This window comes from Yaniella soli, assembly GCF_054782375.1.
The window spans coordinates 66,674-84,772 of record NZ_BAAGSP010000013.1; the positions used below are offsets into that span (position 1 = coordinate 66,674).

Annotated in this window: 18 protein-coding genes and 1 other annotated feature; of the genes, 5 read left to right on the top strand and 13 right to left on the bottom strand. The window is 57.4% G+C overall.

What is annotated here, in order from left to right; translation table 11 throughout:
• Positions 1-39: 39 nt before the first annotated feature.
• The 3 genes from ACYVJT_RS08535 to ACYVJT_RS08545 are packed head-to-tail and all read right to left on the bottom strand — an operon-like array spanning position 40 to position 2,580.
• Positions 40-717 (bottom strand): response regulator transcription factor, encoded by a 678-nt coding sequence (locus ACYVJT_RS08535; RefSeq protein WP_343956130.1) that lies wholly within the window; start codon positions 715-717, stop codon positions 40-42.
• Positions 714-2,240 (bottom strand): sensor histidine kinase, encoded by a 1,527-nt coding sequence (locus tag ACYVJT_RS08540; protein ID WP_343956129.1) that lies wholly within the window; start codon positions 2,238-2,240, stop codon positions 714-716. Before ACYVJT_RS08540 ends, ACYVJT_RS08535 begins: the two co-directional genes overlap by 4 nt.
• Positions 2,227-2,580 (bottom strand): hypothetical protein, encoded by a 354-nt coding sequence (locus ACYVJT_RS08545; RefSeq protein ID WP_343956128.1) that lies wholly within the window; start codon positions 2,578-2,580, stop codon positions 2,227-2,229. Before ACYVJT_RS08545 ends, ACYVJT_RS08540 begins: the two co-directional genes overlap by 14 nt.
• A 140-nt stretch (positions 2,581-2,720) precedes the next feature.
• Between ACYVJT_RS08545 and ACYVJT_RS08550 the strand changes: the two genes are divergently transcribed.
• Complete coding sequence (locus ACYVJT_RS08550; protein WP_343956127.1) at positions 2,721-3,104, top strand: DUF2267 domain-containing protein; 384 nt, start codon at positions 2,721-2,723, stop codon at positions 3,102-3,104.
• Between the two features lie 6 nt (positions 3,105-3,110).
• Here the strand turns inward: ACYVJT_RS08550 and ACYVJT_RS08555 are convergent, their stop codons facing one another.
• The 10 genes from ACYVJT_RS08555 to ACYVJT_RS08600 form a co-directional block, all read right to left on the bottom strand.
• Positions 3,111-4,736, bottom strand: coding sequence for a potassium channel family protein (locus ACYVJT_RS08555; protein WP_343956126.1), 1,626 nt, complete (start codon positions 4,734-4,736; stop codon positions 3,111-3,113).
• 182 nt (positions 4,737-4,918) lie between these two features.
• Positions 4,919-5,422, bottom strand: a complete 504-nt coding sequence (locus tag ACYVJT_RS08560; protein ID WP_343956125.1) for a TetR/AcrR family transcriptional regulator — start codon at positions 5,420-5,422, stop codon at positions 4,919-4,921.
• Between the two features lie 20 nt (positions 5,423-5,442).
• Positions 5,443-6,672 (bottom strand): MFS transporter, encoded by a 1,230-nt coding sequence (locus ACYVJT_RS08565; RefSeq protein ID WP_343956124.1) that lies wholly within the window; start codon positions 6,670-6,672, stop codon positions 5,443-5,445.
• Positions 6,669-8,201, bottom strand: a complete 1,533-nt coding sequence (locus ACYVJT_RS08570) for an ABC transporter substrate-binding protein (RefSeq protein WP_343956123.1) — start codon at positions 8,199-8,201, stop codon at positions 6,669-6,671. Before ACYVJT_RS08570 ends, ACYVJT_RS08565 begins: the two co-directional genes overlap by 4 nt.
• Before the next feature lie 36 nt (positions 8,202-8,237).
• A complete protein-coding gene (locus tag ACYVJT_RS08575; protein ID WP_343956122.1) occupies positions 8,238-9,020 on the bottom strand; it encodes an endonuclease/exonuclease/phosphatase family protein in 783 nt (260 codons plus the stop codon).
• Positions 9,020-9,718: a histidine phosphatase family protein gene (locus ACYVJT_RS08580; RefSeq protein ID WP_343956121.1), complete on the bottom strand. Its 699-nt coding sequence runs from the start codon at positions 9,716-9,718 to the stop codon at positions 9,020-9,022. The genes ACYVJT_RS08575 and ACYVJT_RS08580 overlap by 1 nt, the downstream gene beginning before the upstream one ends.
• Positions 9,715-10,773, bottom strand: a complete 1,059-nt coding sequence (locus tag ACYVJT_RS08585; protein WP_343956120.1) for an ABC transporter ATP-binding protein — start codon at positions 10,771-10,773, stop codon at positions 9,715-9,717. Before ACYVJT_RS08585 ends, ACYVJT_RS08580 begins: the two co-directional genes overlap by 4 nt.
• Positions 10,770-11,759: an ABC transporter ATP-binding protein gene (locus ACYVJT_RS08590; RefSeq protein WP_343956119.1), complete on the bottom strand. Its 990-nt coding sequence runs from the start codon at positions 11,757-11,759 to the stop codon at positions 10,770-10,772. Before ACYVJT_RS08590 ends, ACYVJT_RS08585 begins: the two co-directional genes overlap by 4 nt.
• A 3-nt stretch (positions 11,760-11,762) precedes the next feature.
• Positions 11,763-12,659 carry an ABC transporter permease gene (locus ACYVJT_RS08595; protein WP_343956118.1) on the bottom strand — a complete coding sequence of 299 codons (897 nt, stop codon included), beginning with the start codon at positions 12,657-12,659 and terminating at the stop codon, positions 11,763-11,765.
• Between the two features lie 2 nt (positions 12,660-12,661).
• Positions 12,662-13,585, bottom strand: a complete 924-nt coding sequence (locus tag ACYVJT_RS08600) for an ABC transporter permease (RefSeq protein WP_343956117.1) — start codon at positions 13,583-13,585, stop codon at positions 12,662-12,664.
• 276 nt (positions 13,586-13,861) lie between these two features.
• Here ACYVJT_RS08600 and ACYVJT_RS08605 point away from each other — a divergent pair, with 276 nt between their 5' ends.
• The 4 genes from ACYVJT_RS08605 to ACYVJT_RS08620 form a co-directional block, all read left to right on the top strand.
• Complete coding sequence (locus ACYVJT_RS08605) at positions 13,862-14,905, top strand: LacI family DNA-binding transcriptional regulator (RefSeq protein WP_343956116.1); 1,044 nt, start codon at positions 13,862-13,864, stop codon at positions 14,903-14,905.
• 434 nt (positions 14,906-15,339) lie between these two features.
• Positions 15,340-17,241, top strand: coding sequence for a LamG domain-containing protein (locus tag ACYVJT_RS08610; protein ID WP_343956115.1), 1,902 nt, complete (start codon positions 15,340-15,342; stop codon positions 17,239-17,241).
• A gap of 60 nt (positions 17,242-17,301) precedes the next feature.
• Positions 17,302-17,613: a transposase gene (locus ACYVJT_RS08615; protein ID WP_499418310.1), complete on the top strand. Its 312-nt coding sequence runs from the start codon at positions 17,302-17,304 to the stop codon at positions 17,611-17,613.
• Positions 17,571-17,705 (top strand) — a sequence feature (AL1L pseudoknot). It overlaps the preceding gene by 43 nt.
• Positions 17,610-18,099, top strand: a 490-nt coding sequence (locus ACYVJT_RS08620) for an IS3 family transposase (RefSeq protein WP_499418311.1), incomplete at its 3' end; no start/stop codon positions are given. (Overlaps the previous feature by 96 nt.) The genes ACYVJT_RS08615 and ACYVJT_RS08620, both read left to right, overlap by 4 nt.

The following is an 18,099-nucleotide window of genomic DNA, read 5'->3' on the forward strand; positions in this document are numbered from 1 at the left end:
GTGGCAGCCGCATCGGAGGTGAATCCTTCGATGCGGCTGTCACGTACGGTCGGACAGCCGGTAGCCAAAGCCGCGGACGGTTTCGAAACGTTTAACACCGAGCTTATTGCGCAGGTACCGGACGTAGACATCGACCACGTTCGAACCCGGATCGAAATCATAGCCCCATACCCGTGAAAGAAGTTGCTCTCGGGACAGGACCTGGCCGGGATGACGAAGAAAAGTCTCGGCGAGTTCGAATTCCCGGGCTGAAAGATCCACTTCTTGACCGTCAGCGGTGGCGATCCTCCGCAACAGATCGAGCTCTAAACCGTTGTGGGTCAGAACCGAGGTTTCGGCCTCCTGACTCTGGTCAGAATCCGCTCGCAGCCGCAATTGCACCCGTGCTAAGAGCTCATCGAAATGAAATGGTTTCGGCATGTAGTCATCAGCACCAGACTGTAGACCTGTCACGGTGTCGTCGACCGAGTTGCGTGCCGTCAAAATGATGACCGGGATGTGCAAACCGAGCGAGCGGACAGCGGTCAACACGCTGTAACCGTCCCCGTCGGGGAGGCTCAGGTCCAGAATAATCAGATCAAAGGTCGCGGTCATGGCCTGTGCGCGGCCTTCTTCTGCGGTTCCAACAGTCAGCGTAGTAAAGCCCGCGGCCTTGAGCCCCTTGGCAATAAAAGAACTGATGCGCGGTTCATCTTCAATGATAAGGATTCTGTTCACTCACCGGACTCCTGATCGTGTGACGTGATGGTTCCCAGCGTACGGGTTGTACCGGATATCTCGGGTGAATCCACGCTGTTATGCAGTGGAATCGCAATAATAAATATTGAGCCAACACCCGGGGAGGATTCGACGCGCACAGTGCCTTCGTGGGCGGTGACGATCGCCGAGACAATATTGAGCCCCAGACCGGATCCTTGGATGCGTTCACCGCTCGAGCCGCGCCCGAACCGTTTAAAGATGTCTTGCTGATCTGCTGGTTCAATGCCGATACCGGCGTCAGCGACCCATAAGCACAGTTGAGTTGTGCCCGCCTCGTTCTGTCGGAACGCACTGCCCAGTTTTACCGCAGTATCCGGTTCAGAGAACTTCACCGCATTCGCGCACAACTGCAGCATCGCCTGGGTCAGCCGGGCGGCGTCCACGGTGACACTGCCGTGTGCTTGTGCATTGAGGACCCAGTCTCGAGCGCCAAGCGCACCGGCTTTCGTCTTGATGTCTTGCATGAGCGTCATGATGTCGGTAGGTGCTGGATGGATGAAGTCGGTGCGATTGGACTGGGCGAGCGTCACGAGATCGTTGACCAGCAGTGACATGCGGTGCAGTTCGTCGAGCCCGATATCGCGTGTCTGCTCCACATCATCGAGGTCTTGGGCATCCATGAGTTCTAAATGCCCGCGGATGATGGTGATCGGGGTGCGCAGCTCGTGACCGACGTCGTCGAGGAGCTGGCGCTGTTGGTCCAGAGCCTGTTGGAGCCGGTCGAGCATGTTGTTGATAGTTTCGGTCAGCTCAGCAAATTCGTCGTGCCCGCGGGCTTGGATCCGTGAGTCAAGATCCTGCTCCGAAATGCGCTGGGCTGCTTCTTGTAGGTCGCGCACCGGTTGCAGCATCCGGCCGACCACCAGCCAGGCCGCAATACACCCGATGAGTAGTGCCCCGGTCCCGGCGCCGATGAAAATGGCCAGCGACATGTGGAGTGCGCGCAGTTCGGCCTGCATATCGGCGGCCTCGATGTAAACGCCCGGTGTGGTGTCCTGGGCGAGCTGTACCGGCACGACGGCAGCACGATAGGTGGATTGTTCGGTCTCAACCGTGGTGATGTGTGCGGATTCGGGGTTCAACCCGGCTGCCCATTCGACAAATTCGGGGTCTTGTTCCAGTCGCAGCGACACATTTTCGGGTGCACTCCAGACGATTTCGCCGTTCTGCATGCCCAGTACACTCTGCGTTTCGGACAGTTGGTTATACTGCATGGCCGTGTACATCAGGTCTGTTGCCTGGGTGAAATGCTGCTGCGTTGCCGGATTAATGCCGGTATCGGCCAACACTCGAAAATCTTCAATATCCCGGGCCAGGGAGTCATCCATGGACGATTCCATATTCTGGCGCTCCAGCACATAATTCACCGCGCCGGCAATGAGTAATGTGAGACCGGCCAGCAGGATCGTGCCGATCAGCAATCTGGCCCGAACTGAAAGCTTGGCACCAGCAGCCCGCTGCGGCTCGTTAGTCGTCGTCATCGTCTAGGTCATCATCCCAGTCATCATCGTCCCAATCGTCATCGTCATCATCGTCATCCCAGTCATCGTCATAGTCTTGCTCCATCTGGACCGGGGGAGCGGGCCGGACCACACTGGGCTCAGCGGTTGCCTCATGCGTCGCTTCGTCTGGTGTTGCCGAGGGCGACGGGGAAGATGGCTCTGATGGGGTGGGTTCGGGCTTGTGGGTGTTTTCAACGACGGGGCCGAGCTCACGGTCATCCGGTCCTGCGACCACGTTTTGGGCAGCGAAGACCGCGATGAGGACCACTGCCAGAGCGACCACCAACCAGGCAATCCGGGAGTATATGATGCGCGACATGCGTCCATTATGGCCTAAAGATATGAGATACAGATGAGAGATCAGCTGTTGCCGGACAACCTAGCGATCTGCCCACAATGGATGACGGGCGTAAACCCGCCTGATCCATGCACGATTTCACCTTTCCGAAGGAGAATACTATGCAGACCTCAGAAATTATTGAACTTGTCCAAGAACGCACCGGCAACGAATCCAGCACCACCGCCAATGACATGATCATTGCCGTACTCGAAACCTTGGCGGAGCGTGACCTGGACGGTGCACAGCAAAATTTTGCAGCCCAACTTCCGGATGAATTCAGCGAAGTGTTGCGCCACACTGATCAGCAGAGCCAAGAAAAATTCGACGCAGACGCCTTCGTGCAACGAGTCGCCGAACGTTCCGATATTAGCGAAGATCAGAGCGAGACCTGGACCCGCGCAACCCTGTCAGCACTCGCCGAGAGTGTGACCACAGGCGAGCGCGAAGACTTCATTAGCGCACTACCAAACGATTATGTCCCTTATGCGCGGTGGGACGTCTAATGGTCACTAGCCGGTCTTGAGGTACATGTTGCGGAATTTTCGTTCCGCGTGCCGGTCGCCAAGGAGTATGAGCTGGCTGGCTTGCACTGCCGTGACGCCGTCGGCTTCGACCAGTACCTCTTGCTCGGCATCCAGTGCGCCAACAATGTGGCAACCGGTCATTTCATAGACCCGTTCGTTCTTGAGCTGAGCGGTCGCTACGGTCGACGGTATTGGCACGGTAAATAGTTCGCTGCCTTCGGCAATGACGACTCGATGTGAGTGGCCGAGTTTGTTCCACATTGCTGTGGCGCCGATTGAGGCGTAGGACAGGACGCTGTCCGCTCCTGCTCGATACAGTGTTGCCACGTTATGCTCGGATGTCGCGCGAGCAATAATCTGTAAATCGGGTTGGAGTCTTCGGCAATACAAGGTCAGATAAACATTCAAGTCGTCGTCATGCGTGGTGATGATGACTCCAGAGGCCTCATTTAGGCCTGCTGACTTCAAGATTTCGAGATCAGCGGCATCTCCTGCCGTGACTTCGAGGTGGGACGGCACGCGGGCATCGCTCTGCTCCACGATCGTATAATCGGCGTGCGACTTTTCAAATGACTCGGCAACCGCTCTGCCCACTCGGCCACCTCCGAGCACCAGCACCGGTCCTTCCAGTGATTGCGGGTTTTGAAATTGCTGATCGTACTGCTCCAGATCGTGTTGAGACCCGGCAATGATCAACACCATACCTTCGGTGAGCTGGTCGTCCGATTCGAGACGTAGCAGGCGTCCGCGTTGCATGATTGCCAATATTTTTGTTCGTGACGCTATGTGGTGTTGGGCCTGGTCCAGCGTAAGACCGACCAGCGAAGTGCCCTGAATGGCGGCCTCAGCGACCGGGGTTTTGCCCAGGGAATCAATGATGTGGCAGCGCCCCGCTGTCCCAAGCACTCGGTTGGCCAGCCCTGTGCCCAGTTCGGAACTGAGCTGGATTACCAGATCGGCTCCTGCCAGTTCGAGTACGTCGACGGAAGCTTTCTTATCCGCGGTCGCTGTTATGGTGACGTCTTTGCTGACAGCTCGTACGGTAAATGCCACGTTGGTATTCGTCGTGTCGGCTGCTGTCGAAACAACCATGACGGCACGGTCCACGCCCGCTCGACGGTAGGTTATCGGAGAATCGAGCGGTCCCACCATCGTCTGATAGCCCTCATCTTTCAAGCGAACAGCTTCAGAAGGGTCATCAACGAGCACAAGCGTTGGTATTTTCGTTCGTTTTGCTCGCGCGATAAGCGTCTGGGTAACCGGACCGATCCCTACCAGCAGGATATGCCCGTTGAGATCGTCAGGGACTTTGCGTGCGACTTGCGCTTTGTCTCGTTCTTCCATCCAGGGGGTTACAACGAACTGGATGAACATGAACGGTAATACGACTAACAGGAGGAGCATCCCGCTGACAAGGACCACCATGGAGAACAAGCGCCCGGCATCAGAGTCAAAGGTGATGTCACCGTAACCTAAGGTCGACATCGTGGTGACGGTCCAGTAGAGCGCGCTGGTCCAATCGTGCGACTGGCCTTCGCGGTCCATGAGCAGCAGAAAGATCCCACTGTACAGGGCCACCATGGCGATGCTTCCGGCGGTGAGCAGCAACATGAGACGAAACCGTCTCCGGTTTTTAGGTTGCTGAGCCTCACTCGGTTCAGTCGAGGGGTAGAACATTATGCTGGGTATCCTTGTTGCCATTGAAAAATCCGCAGACACCAATCGTACTCACCGCACCCCGCAGAAGACATCTCACGGTCGTAGCGAAGCGAGTGATTACAGGTATCCACTGCCTACATGAGCAGTTCTAACGTTTCTCGAAAGGTTGAAGTGCTCATCGCAGAGACCTCTAGCCCGATGGCTTGGGCCTGGATGCGTTGCTGATTCAGCGTGGCGTGACCAATGAGTAGCGACATCACTGCATCGGTTGTCACGCTCTTCGGCGACACTTCGGCGAGCGCTTCACGCATTTTGTCCCCGCCGGTGCCTAGTGCTAGCACTGAAGCGGCAAGCTCTGCGGCATCGCGGGTATGCAGCAGAGTGTTATAAAACTGTTCTGCACGAACGGGGAGATCAATTTTCCAATCACCGGTTGCTGGCTCGAGTTCGATGTCATCGATTAAGCGATCGACCATCGCCCCGAGCAGTGACTGTTTGTCTTTGACATGCCAATACAGCGCCGAGACCGCAACGCCAAATTCATTGGCAACCCGCCGCATCGAGACATCAGCCAACCCGTGATCGGCTAACAGTTGTAAGCCGATTCGGCTGAGCTCATCGCGGGTAATGGCAGACATGATCTCCCATCATAATGCGTTTAGGTGCGAATCAGACGCAAGGTCACGGCCGCAGCGATGATCGAACAGCCTGCCATGAGCGCAGCCAGCAGCATCAACACGGTGCTGGGCTCGATGGCGAAGATAGGTGGCAACACAGCGCCGATGAGGAACATGGCACAGCCGACGATGGCCGAACCAGTCCCGGCAGTTTCCCGTGCGGCATCGATGGTCAATCCGGAGGAGTTGCCCACGGCCAGACCCAAGCTTGTCATTGCGGCCATGAGCAACCCCACCGACCATGCTGCTGACTCCATGCCGGTGCCAAGCAATACCAGCAGGGTAAACGAACATAGGGCAGTTGCCAGGGTGCCCCAGAAGATCATGCTGGTCGCAGAGATCCGGGTGGTGAGTTGGTCGGCGACCAGCATGGCGATTCCAAAACCGGTGGCACCACCGACGATGACCAACAGGTAGGTGGTCTGGTTGGCGTCGAGGTGGTGTTCCAAGACCAGGGGCATCGCTGAGACGTAGCCGATGACCGAGGAGAACGTCAGTACCCGTACGGCGCCGAATCCCGTATAGCGGCGGTTGGACAGTAGTTTGCGCAGCGCCGTGGTGAAGGCCCCGCGTTGGGGGCTGAGTTGGTGTTGGGTAGACAGGGATTCTCGGATGCCGAACCACACCATCATCGCCAGTGCGACTGCCAGGACGGCTAAGGCGATGAACATGCCGCGCCAGCCGATGAGTTCTGCGGTGAGGGTTCCCAGAGCGGGTGAGACCAGCGGCAACACGGTGCCGGCCAGTGTCAGGCCGGTGAACAAACGCAGGGTGGTTCTGCCTTGGGTCAGATCTGCACCGATGGCACTGGCCAACACCATGCCCACGGAGAAGCATAATCCCAGACCGAAGCGCAGTAGGGCAAGCACATGAACCGAGGTGGTCATCGCACAGGCTAGGCACAGCAGGCTGGCGACGATATTGCAGGCCAGCAGTGGGCGACGTCGACCGAATCGGTCAGATAATGGGCCGAAGGTAACCTGACCTGCGGCGATGCCCAGCAGGTAGGTGGTCAAGGTGAACTGGATGTCACCGCGGGTGGTGTTCAGTTCGGCGGCCATCTGGTTGGCCACGGGGGTGTGGAGTCCGACAACCAGTGGCCCTGCCGCTGACAGCATGATCAGGGCAGGGATCAACCAGCCGAGGGATTGGCCGGTGCCACCGGTGACCGGAGGAGCATCGGCGGGGATGCTCCGTGTTTGGGATTTCACTGTTCGTTGACGCTCACAGAGAAGTAATCATGGCGTGCTGCCGGGTCCATATCCAGGTCTTGGATGTGGTCGCTGTAGGCATAGGCTTCGGTGGAGTCCATCGGGAAGATGCCCACGGCTTCGTCCCAAATGATTTCGGAGGCCTCGTGGTAGAGGTCTTTACGAACGTCTTGGTCGAGCTCGGCTTTGGCCTGATTGAGCAGGTCGTCGAGCTCTTCGTTGCAGTAGCCGTTGCGCTCATCAGCACACAGATAGAGGCGTCCCAGGGTGTAGTCGGCATCACCAGTGGCCACGCTGTTGCCCATCAGGTTCATGTCGTAATCGGCGTTGCCGAAGTCTTCTAAGAACACAGCGCGTTCTTTGGGCTGGGCGTTGACTGTGACACCGATTTCATCCCAGGCCGAGATGAAAGCCTGGGCCAGTTGGGAATCAGGGGTGCCGTCGCCATCGGTGTATTGGATGGAGGTTTCAAATCCGTCCGGATACCCTGCTTCTGCTAACAGCTCTTGGGCGTATTCGGGATCGTATTCATATTGTTCCAGTTCGGGTGCACCGAAGGCAGTTTGTGGGATGGGTGCTTTGGCGACCATGGCATCTTCGCCGAAGAGGTCTTTGACGATGGATTCAACATCGACGGCGTGCCACATGGCGCGGCGGACGTTTGGGTCAGTGAAGGGTTCGACCGAAGAGTTGAACCAGAGTTTGCGGTAGCCCATTGATGGAATTTTTTCGAACTCGACACCGTCCATGGCTTCCACTTCGCCGGTGGCATCGGCGGTGATGCCGGTGACCAGATCTACTTCGTTATTGGCCAGGGCACTGAGCCGAGAGGATTGTTCGGGCATCGAACGGAAGACGAGCTCATCCAGCGCAATATCTTGGTCACCCCACCAGTCTTCATCGGAGCTCAGCACCAGTTCTTGGTCGACGGTGAAGTTTTCGACTTCAAAGGGGCCAGAACCGATGGGCTGTTCCCAGAACGCTTCGTCATCCATCTGATCGGCTGGTCCAATCAGGACCAGAGACAGGGTGTTGAGCAAGGTCCCGAGCGGGGTTTCAGTTTCGAGTAACAGAACTTTGTCATCGGAGGTGTCCATGGTGGTGATGGGTTCCAATAGTGGCGCGAGTCCGCCACCGAAATCCAGGATGCGTTGAATAGAGGCGGCGGCATCGGCCGAGGTGACCGGGGTGCCGTCGGAGAATTCTGCATCTGGATGGATGTTGAACCGCCAGGTGGTGTCATCGACGAGTTCCCAGGATTGGGCGAGCCCGGGTTCGACTTCATTGGCATCATTGTCACCACGGACCACCAGGGGTTGCATGACGTGTTGCATTGGTGAGAAGACAGCGGCTTCGGCTGAGACCGAGTGCTGGTCCAGGGTGACCGGGAAGGAGTTGGGGGCCACAGTGAAGGTTTGGTTTTCGGCCGGGGTTTCCTGGGCCGCATCGGAACTACCGGAGCATGCGGTCAGGCCGATGGACAGTAGAGCAAGTGTGGCGATCAGAGATTTTGGGGTTGACGTTTTCATAACGACAAGTGCCTTTCGTCAGTTCGTGGTGTGTGGTTAGTGAGCGGTTTGGTGGTCGAGCTGGAAGGTCGCCATGACCGGTTTGTGGTCGGATGGGGCGACTCCCTGGTGGAAGTATTCGATAACCTCGGCACTGCGTGGTGTCACGGGGCCGCGGAAGAAGATCCAGTCGATCGCTTTTTCGACGGTTTGCACGCCCTCCCATTTGGCGGCGCGGTCGAAGCGTGGGGTGACGGGGTGGGTCGGTGGACAAGTACGGCCCAGGCTGCCGAAGGGTTCACGGAAGCCGCCGTCATACATGGCCCACATCGGTCGGGCATGATCGTTCATGTCAGCAGTGAACAGGATGGGGTGGTCGCCACCGAGTTCATCCAGTGCTGCTGCGATGTTGCGGGCCTGGTCGGTGCGCGCACTGCGATCAGTATCGACTTCGTCCGGGTGGCCGGGCCAGGTCAGGTGCGCAGTAGCAAAGGTCACGGTTGGGGCATCGGGGTTCAGTGTGCTGCGCAGCTGGACCCAGAAGAGCCCGGCGGCTTCGGCCAGGATGCCCACGTCGGAAAATCCGTAGTTGACGTAGCCGAAGACTCGAGTATCCCACCATAGGTTGCTGTGCTTGGCCCAGCCGGCTGCGTCATCGCGGACCCGCTGGTGGTGGGGTAGTGCGGTGTCGATCAGGTCGCGGGATTCGGGGTGGAGTTCTTGGACCCCCAGCAGATCCGGGGAGCGCAGTTGCAGCAAGGTCGACAATGCTGGGCTGCGGGAATCCAAGTCCCAGCCTCCCCAAAGGTTATAGGTCATTGCGGTGAATGTATGTCGCATCAGGGCTCCTGTGACGGGTGGTTGTGATAAGCAGAGGGGTGTTGGTTGTATTGGGCAACAACAGCGGTATCGCTGCCATAGACGTGCAGTATGGAGATTGCGCAGTTGGTAACGGGGCCAAAGAGCTGGAGACCGCCGGGCAGTTGGAAGGCTTCGGCAAAGAGGGCGCGGATGGCCCCGCCGTGGCTGAAGGCCACCGCGGTGAATTCACGGTACCTGTGTTGTGCGGCCCGGGAAATTAGGTCGTGAGTAAATGCTCGGGTGCGCGCTCGGAGCTGTCCAGTGGTTTCGCCGTTGCCGCGAGGTACGTCTTCGCCGTGGCGGATGCGCTGGATCGTCTCGGCGTGTTCGACGGCAATGGTGGCGGTATGGTGTCCCGACCAATCTCCGTTATCGATTTCCCGCAGTCGGGTATCGCGTTCCAGCGGCACGTTGAGCTGGTTGATGTATGGGGCTGCGGTGTCTAAGCATCGGCTCAGATCACTGGAGAACACAGCATCCGGGGTGGGGAAGCGCTCAAGCAGCTGTCGGGCGACGGCTTGTGCCTGTGCGCTGCCGGTCGCATTGAGTCCGGGACCATGATGACCCTGAATCAGCTTGTGAGCATTCCAGGAGGTTTGGCCGTGCCGGACCAACACTAGCCGCAGTACAGGCTGATCATCGGCAGGCGGGATATCAATGTTCCAAGTGGTGGTCATGAGGTAATCCTTGAACCGGCGGGAACCGGTTGTGGCGCTTCGGACGCCTGGTGAGGGGCGGGTTGGGTATCGGAGAGGTGGCACGCTGCTTGCTGTGTGGAGGTATTGCGCTGTTGTAGTTCCGGAACGTCATTCCAGCAGCGGTCAAAGGCCCACGGGCAGCGTGGTGCAAACGCGCAGCCGGCTGAAGTTGTGTCGGAGGCATCGGCATCATTGCGCACCGGGATTCGACGTGTGCCGCTGTGGCGCCATGGCCGCACCACCGGGATCGAGGACAGCAGCATCTGCGTGTATGGGTGTCGCGGTGTATCGAAAATTTGGTCCCGACTGCCGGCTTCGATGATTCGACCCTTATACATGACCACTACTCGGTCAGATATATGCCGGACCACCGATAAATCGTGGGAGATGAATAGGTACGTTAGGTCGAATTTGGTTTGTAGTTGAGCGAGCAGATTCAACACCTGGGCTTGTACGGAGACGTCCAGGGCAGAGACCGGTTCGTCACAGATGATCAGTTTCGGGCGCATGGATAGCGCTCGGGCGATGCTGATTCTCTGGCGTTGCCCGCCCGAGAACTGATGTGGATACCGGTCCAAGTGTGCTGTTGAAAGACCCACGCGTTCTAATAGCTCGGTGACTTCGTCGCGCCAAGTACCTTTTGCCGGGGCGATATCTCGGTGAATGCGCCAGCCTTCCGAGATGATCTGGTAGGCGGTACGGCGCGGGTTCAGTGAGGAGCCCGGATCTTGGAAGATCATCTGGATATCGCGGCTTGTAGCGCGTCGTTGACTGCGGGTTAGCGCGGCGAGATCTTGACCGTCAAAGCTGATAGTTCCGGCTGCGGGGTCTTCTAGTCCAATGATGCTGCGAGCCAGGGTGGATTTGCCCGAACCGGATTCGCCTACCAGACCTACGGTCTGGCCCGGGAGGATGTCCAGATCAACATTATTGACCGCGACGAGGCTGCTGATTAGGCGTTGCAGCCAGGTGGAACGCACGGGGAATTCGGTGCGCATTCCGCGAACCGAAAGCATAGGGGTGGTGGCTCTCATGTGTATTGCAGCTCCTTTGCGAAATGGCATGCGGCATGATGGGTCCGGCTGCCGTCGGCTGTCGGCACCAATGCGGGCTGGTCCGTGGTGCAAATATCTTGAGCAAACCGGCAACGCGGGGCAAAAGCACATCCGGTGCGAGCATCCCAAATATCCGGTGGGGTGCCGGGAATTGGCACCAGTGTTTGGGAGGGGTCATGTTCATTGGGAATCGACATGAGCAGACCGGCCGTGTAGGGGTGGGCGCTGTCGTCGTATAATTCCCGGATGGTGCCTGTTTCGACGGTTTTGCCGTTGTACATCACCACGGCCCGATCTGCGACTCCGGCGGCGACACCAAGATCGTGAGTTATCAGGATCATGGCCATATTCGTCTCGGCCTGCAGCTCGGCTAACAGGTCAAAGATCTGTGCTTGGACCGTGACATCCAAGGCGGTGGTGGGCTCATCAGCGATCAGCAGTTCAGGATTATTGGCCAGGGCGATCGCGATCATCACGCGCTGCCGCATACCTCCGGAGAACTGGTGCGGGTAGTCTTTGACCCGCTGTTTTGGATGCGGAATGCCCACCCGGTGTAACATGTCGACGGCCAATTGGTGAGCTTGAGCCTTGCCGGCACCAAACCGACGACGGGCCGCCTCAGAGATCTGTGCACCCACGGTATAGACCGGATTCAGCGAAGACAGCGGATCTTGGAAGACCATGCCGATATCCCGTCCCGCTAGCTGACGAGCCTGTTTCCGGGGCATCTGCAGCACATCCTCGCCTTTGAACACGACTGTGCCGGTATCTACGGACGAGCTATGACGTGGCAGTAGGCCCATGATGGCCTGGGCGGTCACCGACTTGCCACTGCCAGACTCGCCGAGAATTGCCAGGGTCTCACCGGCATCGATGTCGAAGCTGACCCCGTTGACGGCCCGAGCACTGCCCCGGGAAGTGTGGAATGAGACGCTGAGGTCGCTGACCTGTAATAACGCGGTCATGGCTTAGGCTCCTTTCAAATTCGGATCGAGACGGTCGCGCAGATGATCACCCAGAATGCCCAAGGCGACCACCAGCACCGCCAAAAAGATGCCTGGGACTGTCGAAACCCACCAGGCCGAGCCCAAATATTCTCGCCCGGTAGCGATAGTGCCACCCCAGCTACCCATTGACGTCGGCACGCCGAGACCGAGGAAGGATAATGCCGATTCGGCCAGTATGACCCCGCCGATATCTAGGGTTGCGATGACGATGACCGGCATGGCACAGGCAGGCAAAATGGAGTGGCGCAGGATATGCCAGGTTCGCGCACCCAGTGTGCGCGTGGCATCGACATATTCGAGGTTTTTGGTGGATAACACCTGGGCTCGGGTGACACGGGCGAAGGTCACCCATCCGCCAATACCCAGCACGATGATCACATTGAGCATGCTGGGACCAACCACCGAAGCAATCAAAATGGCTAACACGATGCCTGGGAAAACCAACTGAATATCAGCCAGGCGCATCAGCACCGTATCGATCCAACCGCCGTAGTAGCCTGACAGCACCCCGGCGGTGACCCCGATGATGATTTGGATGGCCAGCGCTCCCACACCCACCAGCAGGGAAGTGCGTGCGCCATAGATGGTTTGGGCAAAAACGTCTTGGCCGACCTGATCGGTGCCGAAAATGGCTATCGACCCGTCGTCGCGCAGCTCCCCAGGCGGCAGTAGTCGGTTGCCGGTATCCACCCGGATCGGATCAAACGGCACCAGCATCGGGCCGATAAGAGCCATCAGCACATAGATTCCGACGATGATGGCGGCGATGGTGGCCAAGGTTTTACCGTTGCCGGGCACCCGGAATCGGCGAGGGTGTGCCTGTTGTGCTGCGGCAGTGCGATCTTTGAGCAATGACATGGTTAGCGCTCCGCTCTGATCCGGGGATCAAGGATGCCGTAGAGAATGTCGACGATCAGATTGGCTATAACAACGATCGTGGTGAACAACAAAATGCACGCTTGGACGACGCTGTAGTCACGGAACCCAATAGAGTCGACCAACAGCCGGCCCACACCGGGCCAGGAAAATACGGTTTCGATCAGCACCGAACCGCCCAGCACGGATCCGACGTAGAGACCGATCACGGTCACTAGCGGGACCAGTGCGTTACGCACCCCGTGACCGAAAACCACCACGCTTTCGGATAGCCCTTTCGCCCGAGCCGTGGCGACGTGGCCCTGGCCTAGGGATTCCAACAGACCCGATCGCGTCATACGGATCATCAGCGCCATAAAGCCCAAACTGAGTGTGAAGGCCGGCAGGATGATGTGTTCGATCCCACCGGTGCCACCACTGGGGAACAGGTTCATCCAACGAGCCAGCACCAAAATCAAAACGATGCCTACCCAGAATCCGGGCAGTGATTGCGCAAAGAGGACCCCGATGTTGATGATCCGGTCCACGGGTCGTCCAGGATTCAACGCACTGGTTGTGCCCAGTACGATCCCGAACACTACAGCGATGATCACGGCCGCTAGAGCTAATATTGCGGTTACCGGCATCCGTTCAACCACGGCCGCCATGGCGTCACCGCCCAACCGCACTGATTCACCAAAATCTAGTCGGACCACGTCACCGAGATATTGGAAGTACTGCAACAGGAGCGGTTCGTTGAGCCCCAACTCTTCTTGCAATGCGGCAACCTCTTGCGCGGTCGCATCCGGGCCCAGCATCACCCGAGCAGGATCACCCGGGATCAACCGGAGGGTGATAAAGACGACGGTGACTGCACCCCAGAGGACGAAGACGGCAAAGAGCAACCGTCGAGCCAGGTAATTCAGCACGTCGAGTCCTTTGCATGTTTGCGAGAATCTCCAAAGAAGCTCACAGCATTAACGATAATGTTCACAGAGATAAAACTAAGGATTTATCCGAGGCGAGATCAAGCTGAATGTGCCAAAAATGCAAAACTACATCAGAAGTTCATCTGCGAGTTATCTTTCGTGCGCACTGTTTTTACCGGTGTTGCTGACGGCACAATCACCCTGGTCAGTTGAGGCTCTTCGGCTACATTGGGGTCTGCTAGCCTGTTGCGGAAGAAACTGGAGGAGAATACACCCATGGCCCAACGACGCATTACGTTGAAAGACATCGCCGCTTCGCTGGGCGTCTCCGCAAATACGGTGTCGCGTGCGCTGGCTGGCCGTTCTGACATCAGTGTCGCCACGCAGGAGCGGGTTCGAAAAGAAGCCTCCAGGTTAGGATATGTGCCCAACTCTCTTGCACGATCGTTAGTTTCAGGTAATAGCGGCACGATCGGCGTTGTCATTACAAATCCATCGAACCCGCTGTATTCACAGCTCATTGCCGGCGCGGCTGAGGCAGCCCGGGAAGCAGGCAAAACACTGATTTTGATTGTCAGCGCCGAAGATGCGAAAACGGAAAACGACGGTATTGAGTCGTTGCTAGTGTCGTCAGTGGACGCTGTGATCGCTGTGCCCGTCCAGATAGACCCGGGTCCCTGGCGGCGTTTGACCGGGGTAGGCGTTCCCCTGGTGCTCGTGAATCGTGACATCCCACAGTTGGCGGTGGATTTTGTTGGTGTCGATCATTTCGCCAGTATGCAGCGGATGGTTGAACACGTTGTGGCTCAAGGAGCTGAAAGCATTTGGGCTGTCGAAGAGGATCTTGACGTGCCATCCGTTGCTTCCCGTCTTGAGGGGTTTTATCAAGGGCTCGCTGATGTTGGTATGAGCCGCCCGGTCGGAAAAGAAATACGTATCCCCACTCGTCGCGTGCGCTCATTGGCTCAACCATGGCAGGCGGAGGAGGCCTACGCCGTCGGGCTTGAGTTGTTCAAGCTTGAAGAGCCGCCCGATGCGATGGTCTGTGGCAACGATTTTTTTGCGTTGGGACTCGTAAAAGCGTTGCAAGAGTATGGTTACCGCGTGCCTGAGGACGTGCTGATAACTGGCGTCGGAGATCATCCGTACTCACATTTCATGTCGCCGGCAATAACGAGCATCCGGCTGCCCGGTTATGAACTTGGGGCCGAAGGGATGCGATTGGCTTTGTCGCGACTGCGCGATACTCAGCAGCCTAAGCGGCGAAAGATGGTCGAAACCGAACATATTATTCGGGGCTCTTCGGTTAGCTCGACCTAGGCCAATCGGAGTGGCAGTTGGCAAAATCCTGCTGCTCCCCATAGTGATGCTGCAGGCGATACCTCCAGTTGATTGCGTAGCCTGTATTCCGGTGGTGCGGTGCGCCAAAAGTCTCTTGCTTAGCTTGTCACGCATCACATTAACGATAAAGTTTTCATCGATCGTTCACGGCGATGCAAGATGCATTTCGGTAAGTTTTCCTTTCATTTCGTTTCGATAGTGGTGTTCAACTTCGCAGCGGTGAGCTACAAGATCCCTGCCCAATGAATCACGACCTGACTTCTGGGCATGCCCGGTCTGAAGTAGAGCCAGGCAGTGCTCATTCGTATCTCAGTACCCCGGTGTAGCCCCGCAGGACCGCGAAGTCAGCTGCAGTTCAGCATCAGCCCAACTTGGACTGCGCTTTTAAACGTCATCTTTGAGAAAGGACGAACTTGAAACAAGAAAACACCCCGTCAACGCACCGACCACGGCGCCTATCGGCAGCCGTTCTGGCGTTCTCCATCGCCGTACCGGGACTCGGCGCCGTAACATCAACCCAGGCGTTCGCTCAGACCACGCCCCCGGCAGCCGACCTTTTCGAAGTTACATTCGAAGACGGTGCGCCAACAGAAGCTGTCCAAAGTAAAGAAGCCACCAGCTTTGGTGAGCCCGTCATCGGCATGAGCCCACGGATCGCGCGGCAGTCATTGACGGTGGATGGCGATGATGCGTTCTCCTATGCTCTGACCGAAGCCGACTACGAAGCGATGGCAGATGGCTTCACCGTGGAGTGTTCCTTCCGCTACACCGAGGAGATCGCTTCTACCGGCACCATCTGTGGCAATCGCCAGGGTGGTGGCTTCGGGATCATCGCCAAAGATGACCAACTGCAGTTCATGGTCCACGATGGTGATGGGTATAAATATGCCAAGGCACCCATGAACATCAACCAGTGGTATCACGCAGTCGGTGTCTTCGACGGCGAAACCATCAAACTGTATGTTGATGGCCAACTGATGGAAGAAACCGCAACCGCCGGTTCAATGCTGATTCCACCAAATGCAAGCTCTCACAACTTTGTGATCGGGGCCGACAGTTCGAATGGCGGTGCCGAATCGTTTGCACTAGCAGCAATCGACGACGTCCGCATGTTTGAAAACCCGCTGACCGCAGCCCAGGTGCAGTCACTGAACGATCGTTTCGCGGTCATGCCAGAAGTTGACCGTCAACCCGATGTGCTGAGTGTCGATTTTGAAGACGGGGCATTTACCGATACCGCTGCCGGACGCACACCGCGTGAAATCGGTGATGTCCCAATCTCTGCGGATGGTGCCCTGAACCGTCAAGTGGCACGCTTTGATGGCACCTCATCGGTATTGTATCCCCTCGGTGATGCATTCGAAGCCATGGGTGATGGCTTCACCCTGGAATGTAGCTTCCGAATTGATGGCGAACTCCCATCAGATTCCACCAATATCTGTGCAAGTAAAGAAGGTGGCGGCTTCGGACTCGTCACCCGCCAAGGTCAGTTAGCCTTCATGGTCCACGACGGTGCTGGATATAAATACGCCCAAACCGAGTTTGAAACTGACCGCTGGTATCACGCCGTTGGAGTCTTTGACGGCTCCACGGTGCAGTTGTATTTGGACGGCCAGCTGGTCGCCGAAACCCCAACCGATAACAGCACGGTCTCCTGGCAGAGCGCCGAGGCAGCCCACAACATGGCACTTGGTGCGGATGCGGCCAACCATAACAGCGCCTCCGGGCACGCCACGGCCACCATCGACGAAGCAAAACTGTACTCGGATGCCCTGTTTGCCGAAGAAATTGTGGCCTTGAGTAACGAAACCTTCCAGCAAGCACGACAACAGGCTCTCACATTGGAAGACAGCGCCCCGGCTGCTGGGGAACATTTGACCGAAGCTACTGAATTTGATGTTACCTGGAACATGGGTGATCTGGTCTCTCGAAACACCACCTACGCGCTCGATGGTGAACCAGTTGAGCCTGGCGAACAACTGGGTGCCGGATTGGCAGAAGGCAATCACGAACTGACCATCGAAGGCACTACCGTCTTTGGGCAACCCATCAACGAGACCATTCCCTTCACCTCGGGATCAATTCCCACCGATGGTGGCTCCGAAATCAGTCAGGGCGAGGGAAGTGTCACCCTCTCGGCGCGTGCTGAAAGCCCAAGTGGCGCGGACGTTGCCACGACCTTCTATGAGGGGACCGTCGATACCGCGGACAGCGGGTTCCAAGGTGTGGTCTCCGAACTGCCCGAGACACTCGAGTTTGACTACGATGAACACGAAACCTTGGATGGCAGCGGTGAGTCACTTTCAGCAGACTGAATCGTCCTTGGTTTGATGGAGGGTGTGCCAGATATTCCGGAAGGATAAGCTGATTGGACTATGGCCAATTATAAATACCCTCAAGAATTACGTGAGCGAGCTACTCGGTTGTGCCTGGAAGCCCGTCGGGATCCTGAGACGCATAATGGTGCAGTTGCCAGGATTGCTAACCAGGTTGGTGTGCATAAAGAAGCGCTGAGATCGTGGGTCAAACGGGCCGAACAAGAGCAGTTACCGGTCGAGGATGAAGATGCTCAGGCGGTGATCCGTCGCCAGGCCAAAGAGATTCGTGAGCTGCAGACCTCGCTAGATATTCTCACGTCAGCGACAGCGTTTTTCGGCAAGGCGGAGTTCGACCGCCGACTGAAGTGATCGTCGCGTTTATCGACGAGCACCGTCATCGATGGGGAGTCGAACCGATCTGTCATGCTCTGAAACACCAGTTGGGTATCAGTATCGCCCCATCAACCTATTACGCCTCCAAGAACCGACTACCCAGTGCTCGCGCTCAGCGAGACGCTGTGTTGAAGGAACAGATCATGATCATCCACACCCATCCTCGTAAGAAGGTCTACGGGATCCGCAAGATTCATGCTGAACTCAACCGCACCGGGTATCCAGTGGCTCGGTGCACCGTGGAACGGCTGTGCCGCCAGCTGGGCATCCGCGGCACGGTACGCGGCAGATTCCCACGCACCACCAAACCAGCCCCCGAGACGGGCAGGCCAGCAGATCTCGTGCATCGCGATTTTTCCGCGGCGGCGCCCAACGAATTGTGGGTTGCAGACTTGACCTATGTTCGCACGGCCGCCGGCTGGGTGTATGTGGCCTTCGTATTAGATGTGTTCTCGCGGATGA